The organism is Pseudomonas brassicacearum (assembly GCF_003732225.1).
Classification (GTDB): Bacteria; Pseudomonadota; Gammaproteobacteria; order Pseudomonadales; family Pseudomonadaceae; genus Aquipseudomonas; species Aquipseudomonas brassicacearum_E.
Genome location: NZ_MOBJ01000009.1, coordinates 551480 through 570134 on the forward strand (window position 1 = coordinate 551480; position 18655 = coordinate 570134).

Genomic DNA, 18655 nt, shown 5'->3' on the forward strand with positions numbered 1-18655 from the left:
TGTGCCGATGAATATCCCTAATCTGATCACCGTTCTACGCGTTCTACTTATCCCGATTTTCATTTTGCTGTTTTACCTGCCGTACCAATGGAGCTACCTGGCGTCCGCTTCGGTCTTCGCGTTTGCCGCGGCCACCGACTGGCTCGACGGATACCTTGCCCGCCGTCTGGAGCAAAGCACACCGTTCGGGGCCTTTCTCGATCCGGTTGCCGATAAACTGATGGTGGCGGTGGCGCTGGTACTGCTGGTGCAGGAACACGGCAACCTGTGGCTCACGCTGCCGGCTGCGGTGATCATCGGCCGTGAAATCGTCGTCTCTGCACTCAGAGAGTGGATGGCCGAACTGGGGGCGCGTGCGCATGTTGCCGTATCGAACCTGGGCAAATGGAAAACCGCTGCGCAGATGCTGGCGCTGGTGATCCTGCTGGCCAATCCGTCTGACTTCAGCTTTTGGGTTCTGGTGGGTTATGCCTTGCTGATGATCTCCGCAGGCCTGACGTTGTGGTCCATGGTGCAGTATCTACGCGCTGCCTGGCCGCATCTGAAAACCGATGTAGAAAAAAAATAAAACTTTTTTGAATCAAGGGGTTGACGGGACTTCTAAATTCTATAAAATGCGCCACACCAAGACGCGGGAATAGCTCAGTTGGTAGAGCACGACCTTGCCAAGGTCGGGGTCGCGAGTTCGAGTCTCGTTTCCCGCTCCAAGCATTAAAAAATGGATCTCTGAAAAGAGGTCCATTTTTTTCGTCCAAAGAAAAGTCTTTCAAGGTGACGCGCAATTCGTACACGCGTCGAACGCAGCATCGAGTCTTCCTGCATCGTGTAGACGATTGTAGTGGCTCATCCCTTTCTCTCATCAACGCGTAGGGCAATAACTCAAACTCCATGCAGAGCCTGCGCGTTGTCTCCAGTGGGCGTCAGTCCGGGAAGTGATCGCCGAACATGGGATGGCCGCCGACGGAGCTTTCCCGTGTCGCCTCATCCTGGATGACGTCCCAATGTTCGACCATCACGCCGTCCTCGAGGCGGAGGATGTCGACCACGACCCAGTTCGTCGGCTGGCCGAGGCCAGAGAACCGGCCGTGCAGCATGACGAAATCGCCTTGCGCCACAGCGAGCTGGCATTCGTAACGCAGATCGGCCGGCCCCGTTGCGACCAGACCAAACAGTCCCTCGCGACCTGGGGGCACATGAGCACTATGCTGGATATAGGAGGGCGACCAGAAGTGTTCGGCCGCAGCCAGATCCTTGCGGTTGAACAGGGTTTCGAAGCCTTCGAGAACGATTGCCTTGTTCTCGGCGGGTGTGTGTACGGTCATAGTCTTGATCCTGTTAGCCATGTGAGGGGCGGGCGACCGCCAGAGCCGCCCGGCGCGGTCAGTCCAAAGCCGGCCCGGCTGCGATCATGTCGTTGAACTGATTGACCCACGCATGTTCGTTTGGGCCGGGGTTGGCACGCATGGCCTCGGCTGGAGAGACGAGGATTTCGTCCACGCCGCTCTCGAACTGCGTCATCGCTTCAGTAATGAACTGGTCGAGAGGAATAGCGCGCTCTTCCTCGCTGCTATCGAGCAGCTCGGTGCGTACCCAGGGCGGTGCGATTTCGACCAGTTGGATGCCATGTCCCCGCAGCAGGTAGCGCTGTGACAGCGTGTAGGAATGGAGTGCTGCCTTGGTCGCCGAATAGACCGCCGTCACTGCCATCGGCACGAAGCCGAGAACGGAGGAGACGTTGACGATCACCGCATCAGGCCGTGCCTTCAGATGCTCGACCAGCGCCGAGGTCATGCGGATCGGGCCGAGCAGGTTGGTGGTGACGGTCGACAGTGCGAGCGCATCGTCCACCGGCCCGTCTGCGTGATCCAGCATCATGATGCCGGCATTATTGATCAGCACATTCACGTCCGGATAATTGGCAATGAGCGTCTGCGCTGCCGCCTGGATGCTGCCCGGATCAGTAATGTCGAGCTCAATTGCGGCCATGCCGGGGTTGGCGTCGAGCGTCTCCTGCAGCCGCTCTTTGCGCCGGCCAGAGATGATCACCTTATTACCGAGCGTGTGGAAGGCTTCGGCCAGGCCGCGGCCAATGCCGGAGCCGCCGCCGGTGATGAAGATAGTATTGCCGGTCATACGCATGACACTTCTCCTTGATTGATGAAGTAGGGGGCGTCCAGCGCGCCGCTCGGCTGAAAAGGTCGACCGATGCGTCGTGCAGGATGACGGCACTAAATTGGCAGGTGCGGCGGGATCAGAGTAGCCACTCTGGCTCGCTATCTTCTATGTATGGGATGCATAGGTATTGCTGCGATGTGTTCCGAGCGCGTCGCAGCCCTCGCCAAGAAGGCTGGATACAAGATGCTCGATCAAGGCACGACCGGCACTCCGGGTACGCGAGCCATGGGGGAAGTAGGCATGAACAGGTACGGAATCGGTCTCCCAATCGGTGAGCAGTGTGACGAGTTCACCACTTTCAAGCTCACGCCGGCACGCCCAGGCCGTTGTCGACGTGATCCCCAACCCAGCGGCTGCGGCTGCGACAGCTCCCTCATTTTCGTCGGTCGAGAAGTGAGCCTCGAGCTGAATTGTCCTGGTCTCTCCATTGCGTGTGAACATCCAGCCGCTCGGGACAGTCGAGGCTGGACCTGCAATGATTCGATGTGATTGCAGGTCCTCCGGTGTAGTCGGCTCTCCAGCGGCGCGCAAGTAGGAGGGCGAGGCGAGAATGAACCTGGAGATTGTCATGATCTGACGGCTTGTTGCACTGGAGTCCAATAGCCGCCCCAGCCTTATCGCCACATCGATATTTTCGCGGACCAGATCTTGCCAGTGATCAGCGAGCAGGACCTGGATATGCAGGTTGGGATGTATTGCCGCGAACGGAGCTATGCGCGGAATGATTTCCCTTACGCCGATGCTCGTTGGCATGCTGATCCGGACGACGCCACGCAGCTCTCCACCTGCGCGAACGCTCTGCTCGGCTTCTTCCACTGCTGCAAGGATCGGCTCCATGCGCGACAGAAAATCCGCCCCCGCCTCAGTGGGTACAACTGCGCGTGTCGATCTCGCCAAAAGCAGGGTACCGAGATCGGCTTCGAGTTCGGCAACAACCCTGGAGACCTGGGATTGAGAAAGACCCATTTCGCGTGCCGCGGCCGAAAAACTGCCCAGCCGCGCCACCCTTGTGAACAGCCTGTAGGTGAAAAGGTCCTTCATACTAGGCACCTCTTTGGAAGCGAAATAGGTGTCCATGGGCAGATGGGAGTAGCTATGGCCCCCAGTTGCCGGTGGTGCAGAGCATCAGGCAGCTTCGGTGTAGAAAGGATAGTCCGGGTAACCCACCTCCGCGCCACCGGAAGCCGTCCAAGTCTCATCCATCCCGACGAGCCTGACCTGCTGCGGGCTAGCCCGGTTTCTGCGCGCGTAAGAGTGTTGCCCCTCTACCCGCCGCTCCCATAAGGTCGAGTAATGACCTCAAGGAGATGACCGTCGGGGTCCTCGAAATACACCCCGCGGCCACCGTCGTTCCGGTTGATTTCTCCAGTCCGGTGCTTGCCAGGGTCTGCCCAATACTGCAGCCCTCGATCACGGATGCGGGCGAAGATTTGATCGAAGTCGTCTTCGCCTATCAAGAAGGCATAATGCTGGGAGGAAATCTTGCCATCGCGCTCGTAGAAGTCGAGTGAAACGTTGTTGTTGAGTTGAACGACCAGCATTGGTCCGAATCGGGTAGCGGATTGCAGGCCCAGAACTTCCGTGAGGAATGTTGCTGATGTCTGCTTGTCGCGGCACCAGACGATAGTATGGTTTAGCTGCACGCTCACGTTGCGCCTCCTTTTAGCCTAATGTTCCCTCGCGCTCTTGAGCGCCTTGGTCCACCACGCGATATCGTCGAGCAACTCGTTGGCGGCCCGCGCCAGGTGCGGAAAATCATCGAAGCTCTTGCCCTGTTGCCAAATGCCCAGGAACTCCACCATGCCGATGTGAACAGCATGGCGCACTGGCGCCATCTGCAACTCGATGCTGGTCAACCGAAGCTGCTCGACCGCGCGTGCTGCGCCGACTCCGCCGTAGCCGACGAAGCCGATCGGCTTGCGGATGAATTCCTTGTACGCATAGTCGAGCGCGTTTTTCAGCACCGCACTTGGTCCATGGTTGTACTCGGGCGTGATCACGATCAGGCCATCCAGCGTCGCGAGCTTGTCGGCCCAGCGCTGCGCGGCCTCGTTCTTCACCGGCCCCCAGGCCGGCGACATCGGTTCGTTGAAGAAGGGCAGCGGGTGATCGCGCAAGTCGATCAGTTCGAAGGCGAGGTCGGCGCGTTGCCTGGCGATCTCGTGGATCCAGTGCGCGGGCTTTTCGCCGAAGCGGCCTTCGCGTGTCGAGCCGATGACGATGCCGATCCGAGGTGGTTGCTGTGGGGTCATGGTGATTTCGGAGGAAGAATTGGTCATGGCAAATCGATCTCCTTGCAAAGCCCGCTGTGCGGAGTTGGGAGCCCGCGGCTCGATACCTGAACACTAGGGCTGGGCCGATTGATTGACTAGCCGCTACAATTGGATTGCACTCGTCCACTCACACCAGGAATGGCTGGCCATGCTCGACCTCAATGACATCGCCATGTTTGTGCAGGTGGTGCGCAGCGGCAGTTTTGCAGAGGCGGCGCGGCGGCTGGGCTTGCCGCCCAATACCGTGAGTCGCCGCGTCCAGCAGCTCGAAGCGCATCTCGGCACGCGGCTGCTGCAACGTTCCACTCGCAAGCTCACGCTCACCAGTGCTGGCCAAGGCTTTCATGAGCGTTGCGCGGGAGCGGTCGACGGCCTGCTCGAAGCGGGGCAGGCGTTGACGACGGGCAGCAACGAGCCCAGTGGCCTGGTGCGCGTGGCGGCGCCGGCTGACTTCTTCGACCTCTTCCCGATGGAGTGGGTGGCCGAGTTTCTGGCCGCGTATCCGCGCGTGCGACTCGACTTCGTGCTCAGCGATGCGAAGGCCGACTTGATCGCAGAGCAGATCGATATCGCCTTTCGCGGCGGACCCTTGCGCGATTCAGGCTATGTCGGCCGTCAAATCTTCGCCCCCCGCAGCGACGGGATGGTGGCAAGCCCCGCTTACATCGCCGCGCGCGGCTCACCCCGCACGCTGCAGGACCTGGTGAGCCACGACTGTGTGATCCCCGCGCATCCCAGCGGCCACGCCACATGGCGTTTGGCAGGCCCGAATGGCGAGGAAGAAGTGCAAGTCGCCGGGCGCTTCAGCGGCAATACCGCGCAGGCACTGCGCAAGGCCACCGTGGCCGGACTCGGCATCGCTCTGCTACCGCCCGCGATGGCCAGGCTCGACGTTCAGGCCGGTGTGCTCGTCCCGGTGCTGCCTCAATACCAGCGCACCGGCTACGGCATGAGCGTGCTGTACCCAAGCCGCCGGCACCTGCCGCTCGCGGTATCGGCATTCATCGGGTTGGTGATCCAGAAGATGAATGCTCAAGTCTGATGGCTGCTTCGCCGACTAGCTGTCTCCTGGTGATAGCTGTTCGACTTCATGACGGAAGCAAGACGATCAAAGAGATGGACCCGCCAGAATAGCGGGTCCGAAAGGCGGATCAGAGCTTCGGCAACTGCCCGACGCGCCCCAGCATCTCGGTCACGATCTGCAGATCCAGCAGGAACTGGTCGACGGTCTTGAACTCGTTGTCGGTGTGGCCGGTGTACTTGACCTCGGGTCTGGCCAGGCCGAATTGCACGCCATTGGGCAGTTCATGGACCGAGGTGGCGCCGGCAGAAGTGCCGAACGTGTGTTCCATACCAAGGTTTTCACTGGCCACGGCCAGCAGGGCCTTGACCCATTCACCCTCAGGGTTGCGGTGCATCGGCTCGGCGATCGAGTAGTTGAAGGCCACCGCAATGTGGGTCTTCTTGCTCCAGGCGCCAAGTTTTTCGGCGATGTCGGTTTTGAGCGCTTCTGGGGACTTGCCGACCGGCACGCGCAGGTTGACCGCGAGCTTGAAGGCTTTCTCATCTATCCCGACATAGGTCAGGGAAGTGGTCAGCGGTCCCATGAAGGCATCGGAAAAGCCCACCCCTAATTTGCCACCCAGGTAGTTCAGCCCCCAGTTGTCGGCGGCGTAGCGAGCGGCGTCGGTAATGTGGTTGTGCTTGAGCGCGACCTTACCGTCGAGGCTATTGATGAAGTCCAGCATCCTTGCCACCGGGTTGACGCCTGACTCGGGCTCGGAGGAGTGGGCGGAAACACCGGTGACCGTCAGCTTGACGTCCTTGCCGACGACCTTGGCGGTCACGTCGAAGTTACCGCCATTGCGCTTGGCATAATCAGTACCGGCCTTCTGCAGGCTGGCGGCCAATTCGGCGGGTTTATCACCCACAATGGTGGCGACCGAAGTCGATGGAATCTGGTTGGTGGCCAGGCCGCCGGTCATGGAGGAGATTTCCGCGCCGCTGCCTTCAGCCTTACGGCGGGCAAAGCTCGCCATGACGGTGCCGTAGCCTTTCTCGGCAATCACCACCGGGTAGCCGCCATCCAGCGCCAGGTTGTAGTTGGGTGTCGGGTTGTGTTCGAAGTAATAGGGGATGGCGTCGCCGGTGGTTTCCTCGGTGGTGTCTACCAGCAGCTTGAAATTCCTGGCCAGCGGCAGCTTCTCTTCCTTGACGATCTTCATGGCGTAGAGCGCCACCACGATGCCATTCTTGTCATCCTCGGTGCCCCTGCCATACATGCGGTCGCCAACCAGGGTGACCTTGAACGGATCGAGTCGGGTGCCGTCTTTCAGGACCCAGTTCTCTGGAGTTACGGGTACCACATCGGCATGAGCGTGAATGCCCACGACTTCATCGCCACCACCTTCGAGGGAGATTTCATAGACGCGGTTGTCGATGTTGCGAAAGTTCAGGTTGAAGGCCTGGGCAAGGCTCTTGAGCTTGTCGGCGATCTTGATGAATTCGGGATTCTCGTGCTGGGCAACGCCGTCCACGCGAAAGGTCGGGATTGCCACCAGCTCGCGCAGGGTCTCGGTGGCCGCGTTGCCGTACTTCACCCGCGCATAGATGCCAAGCAGGCGATGGATCTCGTTCTGCTGTTCAGGGGAAAGGGGCTGGTTGCCCTGGAAAGCACTGATTGCCGGGCCGAGGTCAGCGGTTTTGGCAAGGTCGCTCTTGGCCAGGCTTCCCAAGAACTGCCTGAAATCAGTGACCGGTGCGTCACTGAAAGTCTTGAGGATGGTCGCGCTCTGTAGTGGTGTGATGTTGGCATGCGCTGACGTGGTGAACGACGAAAGGCTGGCCAGCATCAAGGTTGTCGCGGCCAGGTGCTTGAGTGAGAAGTCCATTGCTGGGGGCATTCCTTTGCAAGTAGTTTGTGAGAAATTTCTGATCGATGAGACAGAAACTTTTCCAAACTAACACCACGAGAGCGCAGTAGGGGAGTCCCTGAAGTGGGATCTGTCGCACAGAAATGCAAAAGCGACGCAGAAACGAAAAAGCCCCGGGAAGGTTCCCTGGGCCTACAGGTCCGTTGGGTGACGGGTCTTCATGTGCGGAATTGATGATATGAAGTTGTTTAGACCGTTGCTTCAGCGGCCCGTGGCGTTGCTGTGGGGAGGGCTGGCGCTATCCTCGATTGGCGACGAACTCTTCGCGATCGCCGTCGCCTGGATGGCGGTGCAGATCGCCGGCACCGATGCGAGTTGGCTTAGTGCGTTGCGCGGCGGGGCCGCGCTGGCGGGGGCGTTGCTGGGAGGGATCTGGGCCGAGCGCTGGGACCATCGGCGTACGATGATCGGTGCCGACCTGACGCGGGCCGGGCTCGCCCTGATTCCGATGCTGGCCTGGGCACTGGGCATCATGAGCCTGTGGATGCTGGCGGTGCCAGTCATGCTCATGATGATCGTCAACTCTTTGTTCGAACCGGCCTTGCGCGCCAGCCTGCCACGCATTGTCGCGGCGCCGGACCAGTTGCAGGCGGTCAACGCGCTGTTCGACGCGATCATCCGGGTGGCCCGGGTGATCGGGCCGATGCTGGCCGCGGCAATTACGCTGCTGATTCCGCTTGAACATCTGTTTACCCTCAATAGCCTGACTTTCCTGATCTCGGCCTGGGCGGTGATGAAGCTGAGCAAGGCATTGCCTCGTCAACCGGTCAAGGTGACGAGCCGGCGTGCCGCCTTCACCGCCGGTTGGCGCAGCCTGGTCGGTCGCCGGCAGATGCGGGCGGTGTATGTGTGCGCCGGGTTGGGCAACGTCGCCTGGAGTCTGGGCATTTCCATCGGCATGGCGCTGGCCGTGGTCAAGTACGACATCCAGGGCTTCGGTGTACAGGGCTTTGCCGTCTACGGCCTGATCATGGGCGCCTATGGCTGCGGCAACCTGATCTCTATTTTTGTCGTCGGTAACCTGCATATCCGCCGCCTGTATGGTGGCTTTACCTTCGGCTCCGTGGTCAACGGCCTGGGCATTGCGACCATCGGTGCGGCGGTGATGTACCTGCCTGCGGAGTACGTCCTGGCCGGGATGATGTTCGGCGCCGGCCTGGCCGCGCTCGGCGGGCCGCTGATCGACATCTCGTTCATTCTGCTGATTCAAACCACGTTCAGGCAAAGCGAGATCGCCGGCTTGGCAAGGTTGCGCTTTGCCGCGCTGGGTGCCTCCATTCTCATTGCCGGGGCCTGCGGCGCGGCACTTTATGCCCGGTTCGACACCGGCATGGTCATCGTCGGTAGCGGGATTTTTGAAGTCATCGTCGGTGCGATTGTATTGCTCGTTCCCAAGGACAATGAAGCCGTCTACACGAACACGGGTGAAGAGCCCCTGGTGGATGGCAACGAGGTAGCCCGATGAAACCTTTTCATGAGTATGTGAAGGACCACGCCGAGCGTACGCCGGAGAAGATCGCGCTGGCCGTCGCTGGGCAGCAGCTTACCTACGCTGAGCTGAATGAGCTGGCTGCTGCAGTGGCTCAGCAGTTGCTGGCAACGGGGATGACGGCGGGGGACCGGGTCGCACTGCATGCACCTACTTCCCTCGAAACCATTGCCTGCGCGCTCGGGGTGATGTACGGCATTGCCACCGAAAAACTCATCCTGAAACACGGCTGAGTATCTGCTCTTGTCCGCCAATATAATGGCGAAATTTAAAGTGTTACCGTTTGTCTGCAATACATGAACTCATGGGTTACGACTTATTGACACTGGCAGTCCGACATCATCACAATTGCGCGCCATTACCGAGGTTAAGAGAGTCTGGGAATGGTGAGCGGCGGAGAGAGTGATGTCTCGTCATCTTCCAGCCACTCCATAGTGCTTTGAAAGCTCGCTCCCTGAGCATCACAGGGGGGTTGCTTGGCAGTGCGACATCCTATTTATACTGACCTAAGTCCGACACTGAGCTTTGCTCGGAGCGTTTGTTCTGGTTGTCAGAAAAATGACTCCCTTGCAACGCTGTGCCGGAGATGGTGCTGATCGCGCATCCGGTTCAAAGGGAAGGGAACTACATTTGAGTCAGGTCACCTTAGGTATCCGTCATTTGCGAGATGAGCAGATCTTGTTGCGCGACGGCGGGCTTTATTGGGTGGCAGTGGATCAGGCGAGCGATTCTGCAGCGCTGGCAGTCCAGTGCCTGGCAGCGATGCCGGCCAATGCGCGAGGGATGTTGGTGTGCTGCGGGCATTCAAGTCAGGACCTGGTCCAGAAGCTGGCGGCAGATGCCGGTCCTGGTGAGCTGAAGTTGTTTGACATCAAAAAAGACGACATCGGCCTGACCCTCAAATCGCTGGTCGGCGAGCTGACCCGTGCTGCTCCGGTTGCCGGCACTGCCATTGTGCTGATGCTGCCGGACAGCGCATGGCAGAGTGACGTCGCGCCAGAGTTGCGGCATTTCTGTCTGTCCCTGAGGCAATGGCTGGGCGCACGCCAATGCTCCCTGTTGGTGATCAGCCATGGCCAGGCGCCTCAGTTGCATGAGCGTTTGTTGCGGCTCAACGATACGATCTCCGGGCTCGCTCAGCTCTATCGCCGTGATGGTGGTATTCGCTATCAATTGCATTACTGGCACAACGAACGGGGCGTGTGCAGCGGGCAGGAGTTCGAGCTCGAGTTGCAGGTGGACGGTTTTGCGCTATCGGTCAATGAACAGGCCAATGTGCAACTGACCCATACCGATGACCAGCGGATCTACCTGACCCAGCGTTCTGTGCTTGAAGGCTCGCCGCCGTTGTCGGATCAGTGGAGGCTGTTCGAGAGCCGCGAGGATTTGCTCCAGCAAGCCAGCCATGCTCGTGCTGCCAGCATCATCGTGGCCATCGACAGCAACCTGCAGGTCGAAGAGTTGGCCCGTCAGATTCACGCCCTGCGCGAGCGCTGCGGCATTGCGCTGAAGATCATCGTACGCGAGATGGAGCCCTGTCTGCGTTATCGGGACGAGCGTCTGCTTGTGTCCTGCGGCGCCAACATCACCGTGCCCTATGGGACTACGCTGGCACACTTCTTCAGCATCATCGACAGTGCCCAGGGCCAGACCTGGCGCCGGAGCCGCACCACCGACTTCCAATCGCTATTCGAACGCCTGCGGCCGCCCGCCGAGCGCGGCCTGTTAGCGCCCCGGGAATTCATCAGCATGGTGGAGCGCGTCTACGGCGGCGCCTCTGGCGAAATCAGCCATCAACTGCTCAAACTGATACCGCGCGGTGGCCTGGAAATCGAGCAGTACTTGAATCAAATCGGCTTGCGTCGTTTCGGTGACGTCGCCTGCGTGGTCAACGGTGTCTTTTATCTGTTCCTGTTTGCCTGTCGTGCGGACGGGCTGGAACCCGCATTGGGGAATATCTGCCGGCTGGCCTGGCGCGATCTGTTCAGCGACTTCGAGATTCTCCAAGGCGTTGAAGCGTTGCCGCGCGAGGACTTCCTCGCGGTAGCCTCGCTGCCGCCCACGTTCTTTCTGGCAGAAGAGCGCACGGCCGGTAGCTCCGCCGAAGCCGCTGGGCGTGGCGCCTATTCGCCTCAACGCACCACGCTACCCATTACGGATCACTGTTCATGAGTTATTCCGAGCTGATCCAGGTGATCGGCCTCAGCAGCCTGCTGACCCTGGCACTGATCGTCGTACTGATCAGGTTTGGTCGGCATTTTCTGGCGTTCGTGCGGGGCCTCTTGCCCCCGCGTTACCTTAAGTCTCGTGGCGTGCGTCGTCGCGCCCCTGCCCAGAGCGAACCCCATGAGCCGGTATGAAGTCATTAAGCCGGCGTCAGTGCGCGTCTGGCCGGGCCTGGGTCCCTGGAATCTGTATTTCATCCTCAAGTTCGTACTGCTGTGGGCTGGCTACCTGAACCTGCAGGTATTGCCCAACCTGGTGTTCGCTGCGGCATTGCTGGTGCCGTTGCCGCATCGTTATTTGCGCATCCTGCGCACGGTCATTGCGATCCCCGTGGGCGTTGCGCTGTTTTACCAGGACACCTGGCTGCCCCCCTTCAGCCGCCTGCTGGCCGAGCCTGGTGTGCTGGATTTCAGCGGCGCGTACGTGGTCGAGCTGGCAGGTCGTTTCATCGACTGGAATCTGTGCGCGCTGCTGGCTGTGCTGGTGGTGGTCTATGCCTTCGTCCGCCACTGGCTGCGCCTGACCACCTTGAGCGTGCTGGGTTTGGCCTGGCTGGGCAGCGCCAATGTGCTGGCCTTGCACACCAGCAGCGAGCCGGTCGCGGCGCCGGCCAGTGGCGCCTCCATGGCCGCGGTGAGCACGGCTGTTCCGGACAGCGCGACTCTGGAAGCCTACCTGCAGAAGTTCTATAGCACCGAGGCCGGGCGTCAGGTGGAGTTCAAGCCTGCGACTTCTGCTGTGCAGCCTTTTGATCTGTTGCTGATCAATATCTGTTCCATGGCCTGGGATGACCTGGAAGACGTGGGCCTGCGCGATAACACGCTGTTCCAGCAGATGGACGTGATTTTCGACAGCTTCAACTCGGCCACTTCCTACAGCGGCCCGGCGGCCATCCGCCTGTTGCGCGCCAGTTGTGGGCAGGTTCCGCACAGCCAGCTCTACGGCACCGCCCCGGAGCAGTGCATGTTGATGGACGATTTGAGCAAGCTGGGCTTTTCCAACGAAGTGATGCTCAACCACACCGGGCAGTTCGAAGGCTTCCTTGACGAAGTCCGCGCCCAGGGTTCGTTGCCGGCCCCGTCCGTCAGTACCAGCAAATTGCCGCGTGCACTGGTGGGCTTCGACGGTTCGCCGATCCTGCGCGATGCCCAGGTATTGGACACCTGGTGGAAGCACCGCGAAGCAGAAAAGAGCGATCGTGTGGCGCTGTTCTACAACACCACCACGCTGCATGACGGCAACCGGGCGTTGACCGCCGATGGCGGCACCAAGAGCAGTGATTACAAACCGCGTGCCCAGGGGCTGATCGACGACCTCAATGGTTTCATTAAACAGCTGGAGCTCAGTGGCCGTCGGGTGGTGGTGGTGATTGTGCCGGAGCATGGCGCGGCGCTGCATGGCGATCGCATGCAGATAGCCGGCATGCGCGAGATACCGAGCCAGTCCATCACCCACGTGCCCGTCGGCATCAAACTGGTGGGCATGGGGCGCAACCCCAATGCCGCGCCACTGCACATCACCGAGCCGAGCAGTTTCCTGGCCCTGTCGGAAATCATCAGTCGCCTGTACAGCGCCCAACCCCAGGCGGATGGCCAGGGTCCCAGCTGGTCGGCCCTGCTGAGCAACTTGCCGCAGACGGCGGCAGTCTCCGAAAACGCAGGCACTGTGGTCGTTGACTACGCCGGAAAACCTTACATACGGATCAAGGAGAAAGCAGGATGGCTGCCTTACCCACAGCGCTTCAAGTGAAGGCCAGGGTGCAGTCGCGTGCGGACCGTGCCGATGACATCGCCCGCCTGAAACTGGAACTTGAGCTGCCCGAACTGGACTACGTGGACATCTCTGCGCAGATCGAATTGCAAAAAGCCCTGCATCGCTGGCCGCTGCTGGCGGAGATGGAGCGCCTGCAACCGACGGTCCTGCCGATGGTGCATGAATCCGATCTGGAGAAGCTGTCGTGACCGCGCTTAGTCTGCGTGGTCTGCGCGGCGGTGTCGGTACCAGTTCGCTGCTGGCGGCCACGGGTCATGCATTGCATAGTCTTGGCGAGCGCGTGCTGCTGATCGACATGTGCCCGGAGAACCTGCTTCGCCTGCACTTCGGCATCAGCGTCAGCGAATCCGGTGGCTGGGCGCGCGCCATGATCGACGGTGTGGGCTGGAACACCCAGGCCTGGACCGTGGAGCCGGGATTGAACGTGTTGCCTTATGGCCGCCTGAAACTGGAAGAGCAGGATCAAATCGAGCAACACCTGCTCAACGAGCCGAAGCTGTGGCGCCGCCGACAGGCCAGCCTTGCCGAACACTTTGACTGGGTCCTGTTCGATGTGCCCTTGCGATTGCCCGGTCATGCTCGTGTCGGACCTTGTGCGTTGCGTCTGCGGATCGTCGAGGCGGATGCCGCCTGCCATGTGCTGTTGCAGCAGGAAGAAGCCCCCAGCGAGCATCTGCTGATCAACCGCTTCGACCCGGTCAGCCAATTGCAGCGCGACCTGCTACTGATCTGGCGCAAACAATATGGTGCTCGCCTGTTGCCACTCAGCGTGCATCAGGATGAAGCCATGCGCGAAGCCTTGGCGTTCAAGAAACCGGTGGGCGCTTATGCCGAAGCCAGCCTGGCTGCCCAGGATGTGTTGAGCCTGGCCATCTGGTGCCTGACCCGACGCCCGGAGGCGGCATGATCGCCCGCGTTTTCCCTTATGCTCACCTGCGTCGGCGCTATGACTGTTCGCCGCCAGTTGCGCTGCTGCTGGCGACAATGAGCGCCCTGGCGTGGCTGCTGTTTCGCCTGGAGTCACCGAGCTGGCGCGCTGTGCTCGATCAGCCCAAGCGCTGGTATCCGCAACTGATCAACAAGGCACCGAGCCTGGGCGACCCGCTGCGCTATGCGGTGCAAAGCCTCTGGCTGCTGCTGGTTCGCCCGGCCAGGCCGCAGGAGTGGAGGTTCGTGACCCCGGCCTGGCTCAAGGCCGTCGGGGCGCTGTACCAGCGGCTGTGGACCCGGATCGGCAAGGCGCTGGAAGAATTGCCCGTGCGCGCCGAGGCCAGCCAGCAGATTCGCCAGAGCAGCCATTGGTGGAAGGGGCTGGACCGTCGCAACCAACGGTTGGTCAACCTGGCTGTCGGTGTCGTCGTTTTCATTTTTACATTGTTGTGCATCACCGAGCCCTTCGGCTACGTCGCCCAACTGGTGTTCGTTTTGCTGCTGTGGGGGCTGGCCATGCTGGTGCGGCGGGTTCCGGGACGCTTTCCGACGTTGCTGATGGTGGTGTTGTCGACCATCGTCTCGTGCCGTTACCTGTGGTGGCGCTACACCTCGACCCTGAACTGGAACCAACCCCTGGACCTGGCTTGCGGGATGATCCTGCTGGTGGCCGAAACGTATTCCTGGGTGGTGCTGATCCTGGGGTATATCCAGACTTGCTGGCCCTTGGGACGCAAACCGGCGCCGCTGCCGCGCGACACGCGCCTGTGGCCCAGCGTCGACCTGTTGATCCCGACCTACAACGAAGACCTGTCAATCGTACGGGGTACCGTGTACGCGGCCATGGGCATCGATTGGCCAGCCGACAAGCTGAACATCTACATTCTCGACGACGGCAGGCGCGAGAGTTTCCGCCAGTTCGCCGCTGAAGTCGGAGTGGGCTACATCACTCGCAACGACAATCGTCACGCCAAGGCCGGTAACCTCAACCACGCGCTGAAGCAGCTGAACAGCGAACTGGTCGCCATTTTCGACTGTGACCACATACCTGTGCGCTCATTTTTGCAGATGACCACCGGGGGCTTTTTGCGTGATCCGAAACTGGCGCTGGTGCAGACTCCGCACCATTTCCTGTCACCGGACCCCTTTGAGCGCAACCTCAATGTGTTCCGCGAGCACCCCAACGAAGGCGAGCTGTTCTACGGGTTGATTCAGGACGGCAACGACATGTGGAACGCGGCGTTTTTCTGCGGCTCGTGCGCGGTGCTGCGGCGCACCGCGCTGGACGCGATCGGCGGCTTTGCCGTCGAGACCGTTACCGAAGATGCCCACACGGCGCTACGCCTGCACCGCAACGGTTGGAACTCGGCCTATATCAAGGTGCCGCAAGCGGCCGGCCTGGCAACCGAGAGCCTGTCAGCGCACATCGGCCAGCGCATTCGCTGGGCCCGTGGCATGGCGCAGATATTCCGTACCGACAACCCCTTGCTCGGAAAAGGCCTGACCTTCTTCCAGCGCATCTGCTACGCCAACGCGATGATGCACTTTTTGGCCGGCCTGCCGCGTCTGGTGTTTCTGCTGGCGCCGCTGGCGTTTTTGCTCCTGCATGCCTACATCATCTACGCCCCGGCGCTGATGATCCTGCTGTACGTGCTGCCGCATATGATCCATGCAAGCCTCACCAACTCACGGATGCAGGGCGCCTATCGTCGGACGTTCTGGGGTGAGGTGTACGAGACCGTGCTGGCCTGGTACATCGCGCGTCCCACCACCGTGGCACTGTTCAACCCCAGAAAGGGCAAGTTCAACGTCACCGCCAAGGGCGGCCTGATGGAGAACAACCAGTTTGACTGGAAAATCGCCCAGCCGTACTTGCTACTGTCGTTGCTGAACATTGCCGGCCTGGGTTTTGCCATTTGGCGTCTGATCTGCGGACCCAACGACGAGATCGTTACCGTTGTGGTGAGCATTCTCTGGGTGGTCTACAACCTGCTGATCATCGGGGGCGCCATGGCGGTCGCGGCTGAAGCGCGCCAGGTTCGCCAGACCCACCGTGTACAGGTCAAGTTACCCGCTGCAGTGCGCCTTGAAAGTGGTCACTCATACCCAGGCATGTTGCAGGACTATTCCGATGGAGGCGCAGGCATCCAGCTCGACACCTCGCTGTCGCTAGCGGTGGGCGGGAGCATCTCGCTGATGATGCAGCGCGGCACTCGTGAATTCCTGTTCCCGGGCTACATCTGTCGCAGCCACAAGAACTTCATCGGCATCAGCTTCACCGGCCTCAATGCACAACAGAAAATCGACTTTGTGCAGTGCACGTTCGCCCGCGCCGACGCCTGGCTCAACTGGGGCGAGAATTTCACCGCGGATCGCCCGCTGCACAGCCTTTTAGACATCGTCAAACTGGGCGGCACCGGTTACTACCGCCTCTACGAATACCTGCCTGCCTGGATCCGCCGCATCGCCGGCCCGCCTTTGCGAATGTTGCGCTGGCTGGCCAGTTTCCTGCCGCGCATGCCAGTAGTTGCCCCAACTCCCAATTCTCGATCAGTGAGCGCACCATGAGCCGCTACTTCAGCAAGTCCCTTGTTGCCAGTCTGGCGCTCCTGGCCGCCGGTTGCGCCCAGGCCGCCACCGCACTTGCGCCTGTCGCGCCTGTCGCGCCGGCCGCGGTCAGCAACGTACCGAGCTGGAGCACCGCGTACACCTTCGAACAGCTGGGCCGTCCCGCCGACAGCCTGTTGCTGGGCATCCACAATAGCGACCAGATCGAATTCAGCCTGCGCCGCGATCGCATCGCCAGCGACGCGAAACTGCAACTGGAGTACACGCCGTCGCCTTCGCTGCTGCCACAGATCTCGCATTTACGCGTGTATCTCAATGACGTGCTGATGAGCGTTGTGCCAATCGAGAAGGACCAATTGGGCAAGAGGGTCAACCAATCGGTAGCCCTGGACCCGCGTCTGATTTCGGACTTCAACCGCGTACGCCTGGAGTTCGTTGGCCACTACAGCGATGTCTGCGAAGATCCGGCCAACAGCACACTATGGTTGAACGTGGGGCGCAGCAGCCAGATCCAGTTGCAGGAGCAGGCACTGACGCTCAAGAACGACCTGGCCTATTTCCCGATGCCTTTCTTCGACATCCGAGGTCAGGACAAGCCGGTCCTCAATTTGGTCTTCGCCGATGCGCCGACCCTGGGCGAGCAGCGTGCAGCCGGTATCCTGGCGTCCTATTTCGGCAGCCAGGCCGCTTGGCGAGGTGCGCAGTTCCCCGTTCTGTTCGACCAGCTTCCGTCCGCTGATGAACACCATCGCGCCAAGTCGGCCATTGTCTTCGCCACCAACAATCATCGCCCATCCTTCCTGGCTGACACAAACAGGTTCCCGGTGGTGGATGCGCCCGTTGTACAGATGATCGACAACCCGCAGGACCCCTACAGCAAGGTGTTGCTGGTGTTGGGGCGCAACGACGAAGACCTGGCGGTGGCTGCCCGCGCCCTGGCCTTGGGCGCAGGCGCGTTTCGTGGCTCGAATGTGACCGTCAACAAGGTCGAGCAGCTCAAGCCTCGAGTGCCTTATGACGCGCCGAACTGGATGCGCACGGACCGCTCGGTACGCTTCGCCGAGTTGATCAAGTACCCCGAGCAGCTTCAGGCCAACGGTCTGCAGCCACGGCCGATCACGGTGGACGTGAACCTGCCGCCTGACTTGTTCGTCTGGCGTAACCAAGGGATTCCGCTGCAAACCAAGTTCCGTTATACGCCACCGTCGGTCAACGACGAGTCGCGCTTGACCATCAGCCTGAACAACCAGTTCATCACCAGCCTGCCGCTGCTAAGCAAGACCGACAGTCGTCTGGAGGAGTTGCGCCTGGCAGTGTTGTCCAACGAGTCGGCGAACCTCAGCGACAAGCTGCTGGTGCCGGCGCTGAAGATTGGCGACCGTAACACCCTGCGTTTTGACTTCAACTTCGCCAGTACCTATAGCAGTGCCCAGCGCGACCGTTGCCAGACATCGCTGCCGGTGAATAACCAGGCCGTGATCGATGAAGAGTCGACCATTGACCTGTCCGGCTACTATCACTATATCGCCATGCCCGACCTGCGCGCCTTTGCCCGAGGCGGTTTTCCATACAGCCGGATGGCTGACCTGTCGGAAACCCTGGTGATGGTCCCGGCCCACAGTCAACCTGTGCAACTGAGCACTCTGTTCGAGACCATTGCTGGCATCTCTGCGCGCTCAGGCCTGCCAGCGTTTGGCCTGCGGCTGTCGGACAACTGGGACGACGCGAAGGCAGATGTCGATCTGCTGGTATTCGGCGCCATGGCCCCGGGCGTGGGCGATGGTGCCGATGCCAATCTGGTGCTGGACAAGACGCGTGCCTGGCTACTCAAACCGTCCAATGAGCAGAACGGAAAGTCGGCCCGCGTCGGCCAGTTCAGCGATGAACGCGACCTGGGTGCCAACCGTGTCGACGTCAGTGCCCAGGCACCGATCGCCGCCATCGTCGGCTTGCAGTCGCCGTATCACCCACAGCGCAGCATTGTGGCCTTGCTGGCCAGCGATGACGCCGATTACCAACTGCTGCGCGAGACCTTGGGCGACACTGGAAAATTAGACGCCGTGACCGGTTCCGTGGCGCTGATCCGCAGCAGTGGCGTAGCCAGCAGTTGGGTAGGCCAGCAGTACTTCGTCGGCCACCTTCCGTGGTGGCTGTTGCTTTGGTACCAATTGTCCGAGCACCCGATCCTGTTGGCGGCCATGGCCACCATCAGTGTGCTGCTGACGGCCTTCCTGCTGTGGCGTGCACTACGCTGGGCGGCCCGTCGTCGTCTGGCTGGTCAGGAGTAG

17 protein-coding genes and 1 tRNA gene are annotated in these 18655 nt (G+C 60.7%); 12 read left to right on the forward strand and 6 right to left on the reverse strand.

Going from position 1 to position 18655, the window contains the following annotated elements:
• Positions 1–7: 7 nt before the first annotated feature.
• Positions 8–568 carry a CDP-diacylglycerol--glycerol-3-phosphate 3-phosphatidyltransferase gene (gene pgsA, locus BK659_RS16130; RefSeq protein WP_123425996.1) on the forward strand — a complete coding sequence of 187 codons (561 nt, stop codon included), beginning with the start codon at positions 8–10 and terminating at the stop codon, positions 566–568.
• A gap of 63 nt (positions 569–631) precedes the next feature.
• Positions 632–707 (forward strand) — tRNA-Gly (locus tag BK659_RS16135).
• Between the two features lie 213 nt (positions 708–920).
• On the opposite strand, the gene BK659_RS16140 is transcribed toward BK659_RS16135, so the two are convergent.
• From BK659_RS16140 to BK659_RS16160, 5 genes are all read right to left on the reverse strand, one after another.
• Entirely contained in the window at positions 921–1322 is a 402-nt protein-coding gene (locus tag BK659_RS16140; RefSeq protein WP_123425997.1) for a nuclear transport factor 2 family protein, read from the reverse strand.
• A 58-nt stretch (positions 1323–1380) separates the two neighbouring features.
• Positions 1381–2139, reverse strand: coding sequence for an SDR family oxidoreductase (locus BK659_RS16145; RefSeq protein WP_123425998.1), 759 nt, complete (start codon positions 2137–2139; stop codon positions 1381–1383).
• A gap of 141 nt (positions 2140–2280) precedes the next feature.
• A complete protein-coding gene (locus BK659_RS16150; RefSeq protein ID WP_123425999.1) occupies positions 2281–3216 on the reverse strand; it encodes a LysR family transcriptional regulator in 936 nt (311 codons plus the stop codon).
• Positions 3217–3440: 224 nt separating this feature from the next.
• A complete protein-coding gene (locus tag BK659_RS16155) occupies positions 3441–3824 on the reverse strand; it encodes a VOC family protein (RefSeq protein WP_123426000.1) in 384 nt (127 codons plus the stop codon).
• 18 nt (positions 3825–3842) lie between these two features.
• The gene (locus BK659_RS16160; RefSeq protein ID WP_221178155.1) at positions 3843–4454 is read right to left on the reverse strand and encodes an NADPH-dependent FMN reductase; all 612 of its coding nucleotides are present in this window, start codon (positions 4452–4454) and stop codon (positions 3843–3845) included.
• A 142-nt stretch (positions 4455–4596) separates the two neighbouring features.
• Between BK659_RS16160 and BK659_RS16165 the strand changes: the two genes are divergently transcribed.
• On the forward strand, positions 4597–5490 hold the full coding sequence (locus tag BK659_RS16165; protein ID WP_123426001.1) for a LysR family transcriptional regulator: 894 nt from the start codon (positions 4597–4599) through the stop codon (positions 5488–5490).
• Between the two features lie 109 nt (positions 5491–5599).
• On the opposite strand, the gene BK659_RS16170 is transcribed toward BK659_RS16165, so the two are convergent.
• Positions 5600–7339 (reverse strand): dipeptidase, encoded by a 1740-nt coding sequence (locus tag BK659_RS16170; RefSeq protein ID WP_123426002.1) that lies wholly within the window; start codon positions 7337–7339, stop codon positions 5600–5602.
• 220 nt (positions 7340–7559) lie between these two features.
• Here BK659_RS16170 and BK659_RS16175 point away from each other — a divergent pair, with 220 nt between their 5' ends.
• The 9 genes from BK659_RS16175 (at position 7560) to bcsB (ending at position 18655) form a co-directional block, all read left to right on the forward strand.
• Positions 7560–8846 (forward strand): MFS transporter, encoded by a 1287-nt coding sequence (locus BK659_RS16175; protein ID WP_185015385.1) that lies wholly within the window; start codon positions 7560–7562, stop codon positions 8844–8846.
• Positions 8843–9103: an AMP-binding protein gene (locus tag BK659_RS16180; protein WP_123426004.1), complete on the forward strand. Its 261-nt coding sequence runs from the start codon at positions 8843–8845 to the stop codon at positions 9101–9103. The genes BK659_RS16175 and BK659_RS16180 overlap by 4 nt, the downstream gene beginning before the upstream one ends.
• A 397-nt stretch (positions 9104–9500) precedes the next feature.
• On the forward strand, positions 9501–11042 hold the full coding sequence (bcsE, locus tag BK659_RS16185; RefSeq protein ID WP_123426005.1) for a cellulose biosynthesis protein BcsE: 1542 nt from the start codon (positions 9501–9503) through the stop codon (positions 11040–11042).
• On the forward strand, positions 11039–11230 hold the full coding sequence (gene bcsF / locus BK659_RS16190) for a cellulose biosynthesis protein BcsF (protein ID WP_123426006.1): 192 nt from the start codon (positions 11039–11041) through the stop codon (positions 11228–11230). The genes bcsE and bcsF overlap by 4 nt, the downstream gene beginning before the upstream one ends.
• Positions 11217–12845: a cellulose biosynthesis protein BcsG gene (bcsG, locus tag BK659_RS16195; protein WP_123426007.1), complete on the forward strand. Its 1629-nt coding sequence runs from the start codon at positions 11217–11219 to the stop codon at positions 12843–12845. The genes bcsF and bcsG overlap by 14 nt, the downstream gene beginning before the upstream one ends.
• A complete protein-coding gene (bcsR, locus tag BK659_RS16200; RefSeq protein WP_123426008.1) occupies positions 12815–13057 on the forward strand; it encodes a cellulose biosynthesis protein BcsR in 243 nt (80 codons plus the stop codon). Before bcsG ends, bcsR begins: the two co-directional genes overlap by 31 nt.
• The gene (gene bcsQ, locus BK659_RS16205; protein ID WP_123426009.1) at positions 13054–13776 is read left to right on the forward strand and encodes a cellulose biosynthesis protein BcsQ; all 723 of its coding nucleotides are present in this window, start codon (positions 13054–13056) and stop codon (positions 13774–13776) included. Before bcsR ends, bcsQ begins: the two co-directional genes overlap by 4 nt.
• Positions 13773–16367 (forward strand): UDP-forming cellulose synthase catalytic subunit, encoded by a 2595-nt coding sequence (gene bcsA / locus BK659_RS16210; protein ID WP_123426010.1) that lies wholly within the window; start codon positions 13773–13775, stop codon positions 16365–16367. The genes bcsQ and bcsA overlap by 4 nt, the downstream gene beginning before the upstream one ends.
• Positions 16364–18655, forward strand: coding sequence for a cellulose biosynthesis cyclic di-GMP-binding regulatory protein BcsB (gene bcsB / locus BK659_RS16215; protein ID WP_123426011.1), 2292 nt, complete (start codon positions 16364–16366; stop codon positions 18653–18655). Before bcsA ends, bcsB begins: the two co-directional genes overlap by 4 nt.